This is a genomic window from Bacillus sp. FSL W8-0770 (assembly GCF_038008705.1).
In the GTDB taxonomy this organism is placed as follows: domain Bacteria; phylum Bacillota; class Bacilli; order Bacillales; family Bacillaceae_G; genus Bacillus_A; species Bacillus_A cereus.
On record NZ_JBBOZR010000001.1, the window covers coordinates 4,160,379 to 4,175,181 of the forward strand.

The window sequence follows — 14,803 nt, forward strand, 5'->3', positions numbered from 1 at the left end:
TTTGAGATGGTGGTCTTACTGTCTGGCAAATAGCGGGATAAAAAAAAGATTCTCCCGATAGGAGAATCTTTTTTTTATTTTACAGAGACAATCTCTACTTGCATTTCTCCGCCTGGTGTTTGGATTGTTACTTTCTCACCAATTTGCTTACCTAATAAGCTTTTTGCGATTGGAGAATCGTTAGAAATTCTTCCTTCGAATGGATCAGCTTCCGCGCTACCTACGATTGTATACGCTTCTTCATCTCCGTTTGGTAATTCTTTAAATGTTACTGTTTTACCTAATGTAACAACAGTAGATATTTCGCCAGTATCTTTAATGATAACTGCGTTACGAATCATATTTTCTAATTGTGTAATACGTCCTTCTACGAACGCTTGCTCATCTTTCGCTGCATCGTACTCAGAGTTCTCAGAAAGATCCCCGAAGCTACGTGCGATTTTAATACGTTCTACTACTTCTTTACGTCTTACTGTTTTTAATTGCTCAAGTTCGTTCTCTAGTTTTTGCTTACCCTCTTGCGTCATAGGGTATGTTTTTTCTGTTGACATATTTTCCACTCCTTTTATATACCAATCCCCCGAAAAAAAAGAGGAGTTCCATATGAAAACTCCTCCGCTTCCATTGTTAGCGGAGGTTTCTAGTACCCTTGCACTAGCGGAGTTGTCACATACAACCCCGTATTTCCAATTCTTCTTTATATAAAGAAGATATGTATGGAAAGTTGATATAAATATGCCCTCACCTATATATAGATGAGGTTGCATGTTTCATTGTATTCGATAAGAAGGGAAAAAATCCCTTCCTACCGTATATCTTTTACTATGCTATTACAAATTTACTTTTTGTTCAAGAATTGTTGCAATTTTTGTCACCATAATATCAATTGCAACGTGGTTTTGTCCACCTTCAGGGATAATAATATCCGCAAATTTCTTAGAAGGCTCAATAAATTGATTGTGCATTGGACGTACAACATTTACGTACTGATCGATAACAGAATCCATCGTACGACCGCGCTCTTTAATATCACGTTGCATGCGGCGCAGAATACGAAGGTCAGCATCCGTATCAACGAATAATTTAATGTCCATTAACTCGCAAAGACGTGGGTCTTCTAAAATAAGAATTCCTTCTAAAATAATTACATCTTTCGGCTCAACCGGAATAATTTCTTCTGAACGCGTATGCAATGTATAGTCATATACAGGCTTATCAATTTGCTCATATGCAAGCAACTGCTGCAAATGTTCAATTAACAGATCATTATCAAACGCAAGCGGATGATCATAATTTGTTTTTAAACGCTCTTCCATTGGTAAATGGCTTTGATCTTTGTAATAATAATCTTGCTCTAAGATTAAAATAGAATGACCTTTAAAATGGTCAAAAATCGCTTTCGTTACACTCGTTTTACCTGATCCCGAACCACCAGCAATTCCAATTACAACAGGCTTATTCGTCCCCATTCGACTATCACTCTTTCTTATTGAAGTATGCTTTTGCGCATCATATTATTCACATACACTCGTTGATCCACTTTGAATTTCACGATTTGCAACGGATGTCTCGCTGCATCTAATTCGTTTCCATCCTCATCCCAAATTTTCTCCACCGTTTGCGTAAAGTTTTCTATTTCTGGTCCAAAGAACTCCACTTCATGTCCTGGTTTGAAATGATTACGTTGCTCAATCGTTACGATGCCCGTTTCTTCATTATAATCTAACACTAAACCAGCAAAATCATACGTTGTTTTCTTACTATGATTTCCAAACATTTGCTCTTGATGTCCTGGAACCCCTTCAAAGAATGCAGGAGCTGTATCACGATTTGCACATTTATCAAGCTCATCTAACCATTCTTGTTTAAACTCAAAGTTATCTGGATCCGCACAATACGCATCAATTACTTTACGATATACAGTTGCTACAGTCGCTACGTAATGGATTGATTTCATACGTCCTTCTACCTTTAAGCTATCGATTCCGATTTCAATCATTTTTGGAATTGATAAAATTAAATTTAAATCTTTTGGACTCATCGCAAAGTGAGCATCTCCTTCTTGGAATAGAGGAAGCTCTTTTGCATCTTTATGTTGTGATACTGTTTGAACTAAATCATAATCCCAGCGGCAAGATTGGCAACAACCACCACGATTAGAATCACGCGCTGTCATATGGTTACTTAATGTACATCTTCCTGAATATGCGATACACATTGCACCATGGACGAACGCTTCAATTTCAATATCCACTTTTTCTTTAATTTCTTTCATTTCTTCATAGCTTGCTTCACGAGCTAATACAAGACGATGTAAACCTTCTTCTTTCCAATACTGTGCTGCTTTCCAGTTGGATAGTGATTGCTGTGTGCTTAAATGCACCTCAACAGAAGGCGCTACGCGTTTACAAGTCTCAATGATAAGCGGATCAGCAACGATAATTCCCGTTACGCCAGCTTTTTCAATCCCTTTTAAATATTCCTCTAGCCCGTCCATATTTTCATTATGTGCAAAGATATTTGTTGTTACGTATATTTTTGCTCCATACTTCTTTGCAAACTCAACGCCTTCTGCCATTTCTTCTAGCGTAAAGTTACCTGCATTCGAACGAAGACCAAATTCTTGTCCACCTAAATATACAGCATCTGCCCCGTAATGGATAGCTACTTTTAATTTTTCTAAGTTACCCGCAGGGATTAACAGTTCAGGTTTCTTCACAATAACACGTTTGCCATCGATCACTCGTGAAATTTCTTGTACAGTCATTTCCTACACCCTCCTCGTTTAGTAAACCGTTTCTTTAAAGAAGAATCCTGTATCTAACGGACGATTTACTGGTTGCATTTCTTCTATTTCTTTATATAGATCATCTTTCACGTCATAATATGCATCACGATCTTCTACGCATAAATCAATCGCTTGACGATATTTCTTCGTTACTTCAATAATGTATTCAGAGCTTTTTAGTACACCGTCGATTTTTAAGCTATCAACTTCAGCATCGATTAGTTCCTCTAATTCATCGATGAAACAAATGTCGTTCGGACTCATAATGTGAGTACCATTTTCATCTTCATAAATTGGATATTTATTGTTACGCTCTGGGTCATATAAGAACATATTCTCTTCATATTTTTTCTTTTCAATGTCAAGATTACGTCCTTGATACTCAAAGTAGTTTCCTACTAATGAACGCTTTGATTGGAACATACAAGTCATACCGTGAATTTGTACTTCCAGTTCCACTTCAGCATTTTCTTTTAAATCAACAATTTCATCTAAGCTAAGCTCACGAGCTAATACAGCACGCTTTGATCCTCTTTGTCCCCAGTAATTACAAGTGAACCAGTTTGTTGCTGTCGTTTCTGTATTCCAGTGCAACTGCATATTTGGTGCTACTTCACGAACAGCCATTAATACCGCTGGATCTCCGAAAACAATTGCATCTACATTTACTTCGTTTAAAAATGAAACGTAATCTGTTAATTCTTCTACTTTATCGTTGTGGAACATAGCGTTCATGGCTACGTATACTTTCACACCATTTTCATGTGCAATCTTCACAGCTTGTTTTACATCTTCACGTGAAAACTCCCCTGCTAAACGTAAACCAAACTTTTGCTCACCGATCATTACCGCATCTGCTCCTGCTTTCGCAAGTTGTTCGATATCCGCCACCGCTCTTGGCGTTACTAACAATTCAGGTTTCTTCATACCTTGGTCACCCTCTCTTTTTACTAACAGCTACTCCATCACCAATTGGGAAAATCGTTGTATCATATCCTTCATGGTTCATAAGCCACTCATTGTACGTCTTAATACGACGGATTAAACCACGTGTACGTCTGTTTTCAATTTTCTCTTTTGTCGTTACAAGACCGTGGTACATAACATTATCTGAAATAATTACGCCACCAGGATTTAATAACGGTTCATATAAGTCAAAAAAGCGACGATACTGTCCTTTTGCTGCATCAATAAAAATAACGTCAAATGTCCCGTGTTCTTTTACTTGTTCACCTGTCTCTAACGCATCACCGTAAATAACTGAAATACGATCTGTTACTGGGGAACGTTCTATATATTCAAGTGCTTTTTCATATCGCTCACGATTGCGCTCAACTGTCACAATACGTGAATTTGGAATAGCTTGCATCATACGAATACTAGAATAACCGATTGCTGTTCCAAGTTCTAAAATGCTTTTCGGTCCAATTAAACGTAAAAATTGCAGCATAAATTCCATTCCAAGTCGATCCATAATCGGCACATGATTTTCTGTTGCATATTCTTCCATTTCAAGAATTAATTTATCTTTCGGATCAATAAATGATAATAGGTACTCGTTAACTGCATCCTCCATAAATGGTCCTCCTTATTTACATGGAGAAGTGCCTCTATGACGTCTTTTCACACATAGAATGCAATAAAAATACAAGCCAGCTTTATCCTTAGCTTGTACGTCCCGTTTTGATATTAAAAACGATTCTTCTGCCAGTTTTTAACCCGATATATTTTACCACAAAAAAGAGGGATGTGCGACTTTTTTCGCTATCCCTCCCCATTTCACTATTTTTTCGTAATGTATTTTTGCTTTAATGCATTATGCTCTTCTAATGTTTTCGCATAGTACACTTCACCACTTGGTGCAGCTAAGAAATAATAATAATCTGTTTGCGCAGGTTCTAACGCAGCTTCTACTGAATGTTTACCAGAGTTTGCGATCGGCCCTACCGGCAATCCTTTTACAACATACGTATTGTACGGTGAGTTGACCTTTAAATCTTCGTATAATACACGTTGTTTATGCTTTCCAAGTGCATATAATACCGTTGGATCCGTTTGAAGCGGCATACCTTTTGCTAAACGATTATAAAAGACACTAGAGATCTTTTGACGATCTGTAAAACCAGTTGCCTCTTCTTCAATAAGTGAAGATAATGTTAAAAGCTGATGAACATCCCAATTCTTCGCTTTCATTTTCGCCTCATTTTGAACAATGATTGCATTTGTTTTCTCAAGCATTGGAATTACAATTTCTTCTAACGTCGTATCTTTCTTATAAAACGAATACGTTGCAGGATATAAATAACCTTCTAATGGGTATTTAATATTGCTATCAAAGATTTTATCCGTTAATAACTTCGGATACTTTTGCTGCATTTTTTGAATAAATGCTTTATCGTTTAATTGACGCGTAACATCATCTTTATTCCACTTTAGTTCTGTCGCAATCGTTTCTGCAATTTCAGTTACTTGCGCCCCTTCTTTAATCGTCACTTTATAAAGAGCCGGACGATGCACATTGCCAGATGACATTTGTTCGATCACATCTTCAGCATTCATTGAAGGATTTAATAAATATGTACCTGCTTGTAAACTTTTCGATTTAGCCTTTGTATAAAAACTAAAAACTGTACCGTTTTTTACAGCGCCTTTTTCTTCTAAAATTTCTCCAATTTTACTTGTAGATGATCCTTTCGGAATTTCTACTTCAATCTCTTTTTTATTCCCGCTATCAACTGGTCCTAATGCGGATGAAATATACGCATAGACTGAACCACAAACTAAAAGCAGTGCAATAATCGAAAATAAAAAGATGCGTCTACGCTTCTTTTTCACTTGATTCTCTATCAAAACATTTCCTCCTTACTTAATTGTAGACCGTATGTACACCTTTCTATACAGCACGATGTAAAAACGCTAAAAATTCACTTATCTTTTTTAATTGACACTTTATTTTTCTACAATCCGTCTCATTATACTACAAAGACTTACACAGTTTCGACAAAAAATCTTTCATTTTACATATAAATACAAAAAAAGATGGACTGTATGTCGTCCATCTTTTCAGTACTTATTATTCAGCTTCTTGCTCATCAGCTAGAGTGTTGAACATTTCTTGTACCATTTCCCACTCTTCTTCAGATTCGATTGGAAGTAAAGTTCCGCCCTCTTCTTCATTTTGCTCATAAGCCATTGCATCATAAATTTGGTCTCCATCTTCGTCTACTTCACCGATTGGAGAGAAGACTACGTATGATTTTTTTCCAAATTTTTCAGCGTCAAAAGTGAAAATAATTTCACATAAATGTTCGTTACCTTTTTCGTCTACAATTGTAATTTGATTTTCTTCCATTTTGGTCACCTCTTATTTACTATCTAAAAATCCTTGTAAGATTACGACTGCAGCCATCTTATCAATTACTTGCTTTCGCTTCTTACGGCTTACATCGGCTGAAATGAGCAGACGTTCCGCTGCCATTGTTGACAAACGCTCGTCCCACATTACAACGTCTAATTGTAACAGCTCTCGTAGGTTTTCTGCAAATTGTTGGCACGCTTCACCACGCGGGCCAATTGTACCATTCATATTTTTAGGTAAACCTACTACTATCTTGTCCACATTGTACTGCTTTACTAACTCAGAAATACGATCAAAACCAAAGTGACCTCGTTCTTCGTTAATCTTAATTGTTTCTAATCCTTGTGCTGTCCAGCCCATTTCGTCGCTAATTGCAACTCCGACTGTTTTTGTACCTACATCTAAACCTAATATCCGCATAAACTACTCCTCACGATGATGTTTCAAGTAAGACTTCACAAGCTCTTCAATTAACTCATCACGTTCAAGCTTGCGAATGATGCTACGTGCATCTTTATGGCGAGGTATGTATGCTGGGTCTCCACTTAATAAATAACCGACGATTTGGTTAATCGGATTATAGCCTTTTTCTTGAAGTGCATCATACACAGTTAAAAGTACATCATTTACATGGACACTCTGTTTTTCATCTTGAATGCTAAACTTCATTGTTTTATCAAAACCGTCCATTTCAAGCACCTCACTTATATAGTAAGTATAGGGAGAAGAACTTCTCCTCTCCCTACCATTGTACACTACTATCTCTTTATTTTGAAACAGATTTAACGTACTCTTGTACAAATGCTAAAGCTTCTTCGACTTGAGCTGGGTTTTTACCGCCTGCTTGTGCCATATCAGGACGGCCGCCACCGCCACCGCCGCAACGAGAAGCTACTTCTTTCACAAGTTTACCAGCATGGTAACCTTGGCTAATTAAGTCTTTCGTTACACCTGCTAGGATGTTTACTTTATCGTCATTAACAGACGCTAATACAACAACTGCTGACTCTAATTTATTTTTCAGATCATCCATCATCGTACGTAAGTTATTCATATCTGCAACATTTACTTTCGCTGCTAATACATTCACACCATCAACTGTCATTACAGAATCAGTTAAGTTTCCAGCTTCGATATTGCTTAATTTCGCAGCAAGAGATTCATTTTCTTTTTGCAGTTGTTTCACTTCAGCAAATAGACCATCAACTCTTGTTAAAATATCTTTCGGATTTGTTTTCATTTTTCCTGCTGCTTCTTTTAATAAACCTACTTGATCGTTCATTAATTCGTATGCAGACTTACCAGTTACTGCTTCAATACGACGAGTTCCTGCACCGATACCAGACTCAGCAACGATTTTGAAAATACCGATAGAAGCTGTGTTATCAACGTGACAACCGCCGCAAAGCTCTAAGCTGTAATCGCCAACTTGTACAACGCGTACAACATCACCGTATTTTTCACCGAATAATGCCATTGCACCCATTTCTTTCGCTTCTTCGATTGCTTTTTGAGAAATCTCAACATCAATACTTTCCCAAATTTTCTCGTTTACCATACGCTCAATTTTTTCTAATTCGTCAGCTTGTACTTGACCGAAGTGAGAGAAGTCAAAGCGTAGACGTTCAGAAGTTACAAGAGAACCTGCTTGGTTAACGTGTGTTCCAAGTACGTCTTTTAATGCTTGATGTAGTAAATGAGTTGCTGTGTGATTTTTTACAACGCTACTACGATTTTTCGTATCGATAATAGCTTTTACAGCCGCATCTTTCGTTAATGTTCCTTCTTCAACAACAACTTTATGCAAGTTTTGGCCGTTTGGTGCTTTTTGTACGTCTTTTACAAGAACTTTCACGCCATCAGCAAGAAGGTAACCACGGTCTGCAATTTGTCCACCGCTCTCAGCATAGAATGGTGTTACATCAAGAATTAACTGTCCTTCTTCACCAGCTTGTAAGCTGTCTGTGTATTCGCCATTTTTCACAAGTGCAACAACGTTACTTTCTGTTGCAACTGTACCGTAACCAACGAATTCGCTCGCTACTTTAATTTCTCCAAGGACACCACCTTGAACTTGCATAGAATCAACGTCTTGACGAGCAGCACGTGCACGCTCACGTTGTTTTTCCATTTCATTTTCAAAGCCTTCATGATCAACTGTCATGCCAGCTTCTTCTGCATATTCTTCTGTTAATTCAATTGGGAAACCGTATGTGTCATATAGACGGAACGCATCTACTCCAGAAATAACAGTTGTTTTTTCTTCTTTTGCTTTTGCAATTACTTCAGCTAAAATCGCTTCACCATCATGAAGTGTTTCATGGAAACGCTCTTCTTCGTTCTTCACAACTTTCGCAATGAAATCTTTCTTTTCAAGTACTTCTGGATAGAAGTCTTTCATTACTTCTCCAACAACCGGTACTAATTCAAACATAAATGGACGATTGATGTTTAATTTCTTCGAATAACGAACAGCGCGGCGTAATAAACGACGTAATACATAACCACGGCCTTCGTTAGATGGAAGAGCACCGTCACCAACAGCGAATGTTACTGTACGGATATGGTCAGCAATTACTTTGAATGCCATATCTTTTTCTAAATCGCCATTACGATATTTTTCACCAGAAATTGTTTCTGTTGCACCAATCATCGGCATGAATAGGTCTGTATCGAAGTTTGTAGGCACATCTTGAACGATAGATGTCATACGCTCTAGACCCATCCCTGTATCGATGTTTTTCTTAGGAAGTGGTGTATATGAACCGTCTGGATTATGGTTAAATTGAGAGAATACAAGGTTCCATACTTCTAAGTAACGCTCGTTTTCTCCGCCTGGATATAATTCTGGGTCACTAAAGTCATTACCGTAAGCTTCTCCACGGTCATAGAAAATCTCTGTATTCGGTCCACTTGGTCCTTCACCGATATCCCAGAAGTTTTCTTCTAAGCGAATAATACGCTCTTTTGGAACGCCCATTTTCTCATTCCAAATTGTGAATGCTTCTTCATCTTCTGGATGGATTGTAACTGATAGTAATTCTTTATCGAATCCGATCCATTTGTCGCTCGTTAAGAATTCCCAAGCCCATGTAATTGCTTCTTCTTTGAAGTAATCACCAATTGAGAAATTTCCTAACATTTCAAAGAATGTATGGTGACGAGCTGTTTTCCCTACGTTTTCAATATCGTTTGTACGAATTGATTTTTGAGCATTTGTAATACGTGGATTTTGTGGGATTACACGTCCATCAAAATATTTTTTTAATGTAGCTACACCACTATTAATCCATAGAAGAGATGGATCTTCATGCGGAACTAGTGATGCACTAGGTTCTACTGCATGTCCTTTTTCTTGGAAAAAGTCTAAAAACATTTGACGAATTTGTGCGCCTGTTAGTTGTTTCATTGTATTTTCCTCCTTAAATATAAAAAACTCCCGTCCCTATAAAAGGGACGAGAGTTAACTCGCGATACCACCCTAATTATGAATTGATTACAATAACAATCAATTCATCACCTCATGGTGCCGTAACGTGGCAAGACGGCAGTGATTAGCTGCTCTCAGGATTAGCTTTCTGTTACCCTTCATTTAAAGCTTCTTTCAGCCATATGGAAGCTTCTCTCTATAAATGGACTGTAACGTACTTGTTCCGTCATTGATTTAATGTATTATATGACTAAATATAATAGAATTCTCTTAAGTTTGTCAATGTAGATAATCATTTATATTGGATTAATTACTTATTAATCATAAGTATTCTACTATTCATTCTTAACAGCCTTTTCATATAGTATGCATTTATTAATAAATCGGAATCTCCTTATAAGAATAATTTATAAAAATTTCTAAATATTACCTTTTTGTTATAATTAAATTATTGTTAATAAAATAAAGGAGCGATCACAATGACAACCTTACTTAGCAAAGCTAAAAACATATTAGCGACTGACGAAACGATATTATTTTACGCAGCATGTTCATTAGACATATTTATTTATCGTTCCGTCGCAAGGCCAGGATTGCTAATTTTAACGAACAAAAGGCTATTCTTTTATGGGCCAGATGTAAGTAAGAATCCAATATTTGAAGAGTACTCTTTCGCAAAAATTTCTAATCTAAAAGAACAAAAGCGTCTTTTCAACAATCAAATTGTATTTATGTATGATAACGAATGGAAAAAAATAAAACATATTCAAACAAATGATGTGAGCTCCCTCGTTCAAAAGATACACGAGCAGCTTTCTAAATAAATATATGATTAGCCCTCTATTTCTTACATAGAGGGCTTCTATACTTACACATCTTCTTTTTTCAAGAGCGGTCTCACATGAACAATGACAGTGCGAATAACTGCTAAAATCGGAACCGATATTAGCAACCCTACAATCCCAGCTACCTCTCCCCCAACTAGTAAGGCAAGCATAATAATAACGGGATGCATACGAAGTGACTTACCAACGATGTAAGGCGATAAAATGTTACTCTCCACAAATTGCAAAATCGCAATTGTGATCCCCGCCTTAATAAGTAAACTCGTTGATACTGTTGCTGCAATCATTAACGTCGGGATTGCTCCTAAAATAGGACCGAAGTACGGGATTATATCCGTTACCCCAATAATAATGCCAAGCAATAATGGATATTTCATACCGATAAACCAAAAAGAAAGAGCTGATACTCCCCCTAATACTAAACAAACAAATAACTGTCCTCGAATATAACTTCCAAGTGATTTATCAATTTCTTTCGCAAGCATTTGCCCCGTACCTCGCCATTTACTTGGGACTAGTTTCCAAAAGATATGATAAAACTCACCATAATCTTTTAATATGTAAAATACAATGAACGGTATTAAGAAAATAATGAGCAATGAATCGAGTACACCACGAGCTGTACTCATCACTTTATTTAAAAGCGCTTGAATCTTCGTTTCCACACCCACAAAAAGTTGTTTCACCTTTTCATGAATGAACGAAGGGAAATTCGCCGTTTGTTCTGTAACGCCATCCATCCACGAATCGTACATTTTTGTAAACTGCGGAAATTGTTCATTAATCTCTTGTAACTGTTTAATAACGACTGGTGTTCCTTTATAAATCCCATAACCAATTCCGCCAAAGAAAAGGATATAAATGAGCAAAATGGCAAGTGTACGGGGCATCCCTTCCTTATGAATTTTTTCAATTAAAGGGTGCAATAAATACGCAATAAAACACGCGATAAGAAACGGCGTGATTGCTACTTTAAATACAAAAATAATCGGTGCCCATAGCGGCTTAATTTTTAAAAAGACGAGCAGACAAAGAAAAACAAGTAACAATAATCCTAAACGATATATCCAAATGATTTTAAGATTCTTCACATGAAAAACCTCCTCCACCTTTATTTTGAAAATAAATGGGGTAGGTTATGTGCGAAACTTTTAAAATCTTTTCATACGGACCATACTGTTTTTTAAAGACGTACATATAAATAACATAACAAGGACAACCACCCCTGAGAATACAGCATGAATTAATATAATCAGGAGGGCTAATTATGGTTTTATTTATGCTTGGATTATCAGCACTTTTTATGATTCTTGAATGGATTTGTATCGGGTTCGGTATTTGGAAGGGGTTCTTTATTCATTCCTCACGTAAAGAAAAAGCGAAGCAATTATGGCAGTATGGAATACTTGGCGTTGGCTGCTACGGTCTATCTTATCTTTTCTCAGAGATCGGACTTTTTTATTTGCATATGGGTGCATAAAAAAACTCCCTTGTCTACAAGGGAGTTTTTCACTTTATCGAAATGATTATAAGTAAGACTTAATCATCTTACGTGCTTTTTTCATATTGCGTTTTGAAAATACATCTTGCTTACGAGCATATTGATATGCTGCAGCTCCAACACCTAATGCGATTAATGAATTGCGTAGATTCAAAGTAAATCCCCCTTTTCGTTATCCGATCGTTCTTTCATTCTCATCAAATAAATCATCAAGAGAGCTTAGTGAACCATCTTCCTCAACTTGATGCGTATGGATTTTCCCCTTTGAAACCGATAATTCGATATAACAATTCCAGCAATAAAATTGGTTGACACCTATTTTTCCAATGTCTTTCCCTTTGCAATTTGGACAAATAAACATATGGCTTTCATCTCCTTACAGTCTCCCAGATTCTATTCGCCATTATGTCCAAACTGCATTCATTTATACATTTTACTGGAGCCTTTCAACGCTATGCGTTTGAAAGTTTCACTATATAATTTCACCTTGTTACATGAAATCATACGGTGAAATGTTTTCCACGTCCATTTCCTCGCCATTAACTGTGACCATCTGTACTTCTCCTTGTGATTCTTGCAAGCGACTAGCTAAGGTTGTTTGACGCATTGCATCATCAAGGCGATTTACACCAGATTGGAAAGCTGCTTCCTCTCCGCAAATAATAAGGAACTTCTTACTTCTTGTAATGCCCGTGTAAATTAAATTACGACGTAACATACGGTTGTAACTTTTCACGATTGGCATAATAACAATCGGAAATTCACTACCTTGTGATTTATGAATGGAACAACAATATGCATGCGTAATTTGATTTAAATCGGGCTTCGTATACGTTACCTCAATTCCATCAAATGAAACGATAATCATATCTTGTTGCTCAACGTTTTCTTTCGCATAAAACACCGAAACAATTTCCCCAATATCACCATTAAACACTTGGCTCTCCGGCTGATTCACGAGTTGCAGTACTTTATCGCCTCTTCGGTACACAACATCACCGTAAGCAATTTCTTTACTCTTTTCCCTCTTCGGATTAAATACTTGTTGCAGCGCTTCGTTTAATACATTAATACCAGCAGGCCCGCGGTACATCGGTGCTAATACTTGTACATCTCTTGCGCTAAAGCCTTTTGTTTTAGCATTTTCACAAACTTTTTTCACAACCTCAACAATTTGAGCTCCTGTACAGCCGATAAATGAACGATCTTTTTGATTTTGTGCTAAATCTGGTGGTAGAGTTCCATTTTTTATCGCATGGGCAAGTTGAATCACTGATGAGCCTTCCGCTTGACGATAAATTTCAGTAAGCTTCACTGTCGGAACTGCGCCTGCATTTAATAAATCTTTTAATACTTGTCCAGGTCCTACAGATGGCAACTGATCTTCATCACCTACAACGATAACTTGAATGTTCGTCGGCAACGACTTAAATAGCTGATTTGCAAGCCAAATATCAACCATTGAAAATTCATCGATAATAAGGAGCTTACCTTGGACAGGATCCGTTTCATTACGCTGGAAAGATCCTTCTGGCGTCCAACCAAGTAAACGGTGAATTGTGCAAGCTGGAAGTCCTGTCGATTCACTCATCCGCTTCGCTGCTCTTCCTGTTGGAGCTGTTAATAGTATTGGAAATGGATTATCATCACTGTATTCATTCGGATTTAACGATAACCCGTGTAGTGATGCATACATTTCAACAATCCCTTTAATAACTGTTGTTTTCCCTGTTCCTGGTCCACCTGTCAATAACATCATCGGTTTATGAAGTGCCGTTTGAATTGCTTCTTGCTGAAACGGTGCATATTGTACGTTCAGTTGTTCTTCAATTTCACCTAACGTTTTTAACACTTCTGCTTCTGGAAATGAAGGTGTTTCTTCTTGATTCATAAGCCTGCGAATAGACTTTACAACACCTTTCTCAGAGTAGAATAACGTTGCTAAATACACTCGTTCTTCTTCTATGATGACTTTCCCTTCACTTTGCATCGTTTCAATACAACCTATAATATCTTCCTCAGTCACTCTTCCTTCTTGATTGTTTAAAAGTGACATCGTTTCTCTTACAAGTTGATCTTTCCTCATATAAACGTGACCAAGTTGTAATGAGACATTCTCTAATGTGTAAAAACATCCTGCGCGTACACGGTCGTCATGATTACCCGATATCCCTAACGCACGCCCTATATCATCCGCTCTTCCAAAACCAATCCCGTCCACTTCTTCGATAAGTTGATACGGATTATTACGAATCACTTCTAATGTCATCTCTTTATATTGCTGGTAAATCTTAATAGAAAGCTTCGTTCCAAAACCGTAGCCATTTAAAAAGCTCATTACTTTCTCTAGCCCTTGATGTTCAACAATTGTCTCATATATTTCCTGAGCCTTTTGTTTATTAACAACACCATTTAATGCCTCAGGGTCATCCATAATTTTAGAAATAGCATGTTCTCCGAGATGGTCCACAATTTTTTCAGCTGTACGCTTTCCTATCCCTTTAAATAAATCACTCGCTAAATATTGCACCATACCTGCTTTTGTTTGCGGCAATTCTTTTTTAAATGTTTCAACCATATATTGTTTTCCATACTTTGGATGGTCCTTAAAATGACCTGTCAATGTAAACACTTCATCTTCATGCATGCGGGGAAAATGACCGTTTATCATTACTTTCTTTTCGTCATACGTTTCATTCGTTTCAATGACTTTCATACTGACAACGGAATAGAGGTTTTCTTCGTTGTGGAAAATGGTATGAAGAACTTGCGCTTTTATAAACTTTTTCTCTTCCTCAAACAAATCCATTGCATGTTGATTTCCCATTTTTCCTCTCCTTTCCAGTATTTTCACTTTAATGAGCAGTACATCCCCCACCTT

The 14,803-nt window shown here is 37.1% G+C and carries 16 protein-coding genes and 1 other annotated feature; of the genes, 2 read left to right on the forward strand and 14 right to left on the reverse strand.

What is annotated here, in order from left to right; genetic code table 11:
• Window positions 1-74: 74 nt before the first annotated feature.
• The 10 genes from greA to alaS all read right to left on the reverse strand — a co-directional run bounded on the left by greA (window position 75) and on the right by alaS (window position 9,555).
• Window positions 75-551 (reverse strand): transcription elongation factor GreA, encoded by a 477-nt coding sequence (greA, locus tag NST27_RS21440; RefSeq protein WP_000102590.1) that lies wholly within the window; start codon window positions 549-551, stop codon window positions 75-77.
• 279 nt (window positions 552-830) lie between these two features.
• Entirely contained in the window at window positions 831-1,469 is a 639-nt protein-coding gene (udk, locus tag NST27_RS21445; protein ID WP_000537078.1) for a uridine kinase, read from the reverse strand.
• A 17-nt stretch (window positions 1,470-1,486) separates the two neighbouring features.
• A complete protein-coding gene (locus NST27_RS21450) occupies window positions 1,487-2,767 on the reverse strand; it encodes a peptidase U32 family protein (protein WP_000217974.1) in 1,281 nt (426 codons plus the stop codon).
• A gap of 18 nt (window positions 2,768-2,785) precedes the next feature.
• Window positions 2,786-3,715, reverse strand: coding sequence for a peptidase U32 family protein (locus NST27_RS21455; protein ID WP_000742807.1), 930 nt, complete (start codon window positions 3,713-3,715; stop codon window positions 2,786-2,788).
• A 7-nt stretch (window positions 3,716-3,722) separates the two neighbouring features.
• A complete protein-coding gene (locus NST27_RS21460; RefSeq protein WP_000389102.1) occupies window positions 3,723-4,364 on the reverse strand; it encodes an O-methyltransferase in 642 nt (213 codons plus the stop codon).
• 206 nt (window positions 4,365-4,570) lie between these two features.
• Window positions 4,571-5,638 (reverse strand): endolytic transglycosylase MltG, encoded by a 1,068-nt coding sequence (gene mltG, locus NST27_RS21465; protein ID WP_000572137.1) that lies wholly within the window; start codon window positions 5,636-5,638, stop codon window positions 4,571-4,573.
• 223 nt (window positions 5,639-5,861) lie between these two features.
• Window positions 5,862-6,140 (reverse strand): DUF1292 domain-containing protein, encoded by a 279-nt coding sequence (locus NST27_RS21470; protein WP_000392247.1) that lies wholly within the window; start codon window positions 6,138-6,140, stop codon window positions 5,862-5,864.
• A 12-nt stretch (window positions 6,141-6,152) separates the two neighbouring features.
• Complete coding sequence (gene ruvX, locus NST27_RS21475) at window positions 6,153-6,566, reverse strand: Holliday junction resolvase RuvX (protein ID WP_001221193.1); 414 nt, start codon at window positions 6,564-6,566, stop codon at window positions 6,153-6,155.
• A 3-nt stretch (window positions 6,567-6,569) separates the two neighbouring features.
• Entirely contained in the window at window positions 6,570-6,836 is a 267-nt protein-coding gene (locus NST27_RS21480) for an IreB family regulatory phosphoprotein (protein ID WP_000348590.1), read from the reverse strand.
• 76 nt (window positions 6,837-6,912) lie between these two features.
• Window positions 6,913-9,555, reverse strand: coding sequence for an alanine--tRNA ligase (alaS, locus tag NST27_RS21485; RefSeq protein ID WP_000811825.1), 2,643 nt, complete (start codon window positions 9,553-9,555; stop codon window positions 6,913-6,915).
• Between the two features lie 40 nt (window positions 9,556-9,595).
• Window positions 9,596-9,815 (reverse strand) — a binding site (T-box leader).
• Between the two features lie 240 nt (window positions 9,816-10,055).
• Between alaS and NST27_RS21490 the strand changes: the two genes are divergently transcribed.
• Entirely contained in the window at window positions 10,056-10,400 is a 345-nt protein-coding gene (locus tag NST27_RS21490; RefSeq protein WP_000209579.1) for a PH domain-containing protein, read from the forward strand.
• 44 nt (window positions 10,401-10,444) lie between these two features.
• Here NST27_RS21490 and NST27_RS21495 read toward each other — a convergent pair whose 3' ends face one another.
• Window positions 10,445-11,512, reverse strand: a complete 1,068-nt coding sequence (locus NST27_RS21495; RefSeq protein ID WP_000793128.1) for an AI-2E family transporter — start codon at window positions 11,510-11,512, stop codon at window positions 10,445-10,447.
• 176 nt (window positions 11,513-11,688) lie between these two features.
• Between NST27_RS21495 and NST27_RS21500 the strand changes: the two genes are divergently transcribed.
• Window positions 11,689-11,901 (forward strand): hypothetical protein, encoded by a 213-nt coding sequence (locus tag NST27_RS21500; protein WP_000242535.1) that lies wholly within the window; start codon window positions 11,689-11,691, stop codon window positions 11,899-11,901.
• A gap of 46 nt (window positions 11,902-11,947) precedes the next feature.
• Here the strand turns inward: NST27_RS21500 and NST27_RS21505 are convergent, their stop codons facing one another.
• From NST27_RS21505 to recD2, 3 genes are all read right to left on the reverse strand, one after another.
• Complete coding sequence (locus NST27_RS21505) at window positions 11,948-12,076, reverse strand: YrzQ family protein (protein WP_001053553.1); 129 nt, start codon at window positions 12,074-12,076, stop codon at window positions 11,948-11,950.
• An 18-nt stretch (window positions 12,077-12,094) separates the two neighbouring features.
• On the reverse strand, window positions 12,095-12,283 hold the full coding sequence (locus tag NST27_RS21510) for a hypothetical protein (protein WP_000469281.1): 189 nt from the start codon (window positions 12,281-12,283) through the stop codon (window positions 12,095-12,097).
• A 129-nt stretch (window positions 12,284-12,412) separates the two neighbouring features.
• Window positions 12,413-14,749, reverse strand: coding sequence for an SF1B family DNA helicase RecD2 (gene recD2 / locus NST27_RS21515; protein WP_000528086.1), 2,337 nt, complete (start codon window positions 14,747-14,749; stop codon window positions 12,413-12,415).
• Window positions 14,750-14,803 lie beyond the last annotated feature (54 nt).

Excerpts from the sequence above, each read along its gene's own strand:
- NST27_RS21450 (WP_000217974.1), bottom strand. The coding sequence starts at position 2,767 with ATGACTGTACAAGAAATTTCACGAGTGATCGATGGCAAACGTGTTATT.
- NST27_RS21480 (WP_000348590.1), bottom strand. The coding sequence starts at position 6,836 with ATGGACGGTTTTGATAAAACAATGAAGTTTAGCATTCAAGATGAAAAA.
- NST27_RS21460 (WP_000389102.1), bottom strand. The coding sequence starts at position 4,364 with ATGGAGGATGCAGTTAACGAGTACCTATTATCATTTATTGATCCGAAA.
- NST27_RS21510 (WP_000469281.1), bottom strand. The coding sequence starts at position 12,283 with ATGTTTATTTGTCCAAATTGCAAAGGGAAAGACATTGGAAAAATAGGT.
- greA (WP_000102590.1), bottom strand. The coding sequence starts at position 551 with ATGTCAACAGAAAAAACATACCCTATGACGCAAGAGGGTAAGCAAAAA.
- NST27_RS21455 (WP_000742807.1), bottom strand. The coding sequence starts at position 3,715 with ATGAAGAAACCTGAATTGTTAGTAACGCCAAGAGCGGTGGCGGATATC.
- NST27_RS21470 (WP_000392247.1), bottom strand. The coding sequence starts at position 6,140 with ATGGAAGAAAATCAAATTACAATTGTAGACGAAAAAGGTAACGAACAT.
- recD2 (WP_000528086.1), bottom strand. The coding sequence starts at position 14,749 with ATGGGAAATCAACATGCAATGGATTTGTTTGAGGAAGAGAAAAAGTTT.
- udk (WP_000537078.1), bottom strand. The coding sequence starts at position 1,469 with ATGGGGACGAATAAGCCTGTTGTAATTGGAATTGCTGGTGGTTCGGGA.
- NST27_RS21500 (WP_000242535.1), top strand. The coding sequence starts at position 11,689 with ATGGTTTTATTTATGCTTGGATTATCAGCACTTTTTATGATTCTTGAA.
- NST27_RS21490 (WP_000209579.1), top strand. The coding sequence starts at position 10,056 with ATGACAACCTTACTTAGCAAAGCTAAAAACATATTAGCGACTGACGAA.
- ruvX (WP_001221193.1), bottom strand. The coding sequence starts at position 6,566 with ATGCGGATATTAGGTTTAGATGTAGGTACAAAAACAGTCGGAGTTGCA.
- alaS (WP_000811825.1), bottom strand. The coding sequence starts at position 9,555 with ATGAAACAACTAACAGGCGCACAAATTCGTCAAATGTTTTTAGACTTT.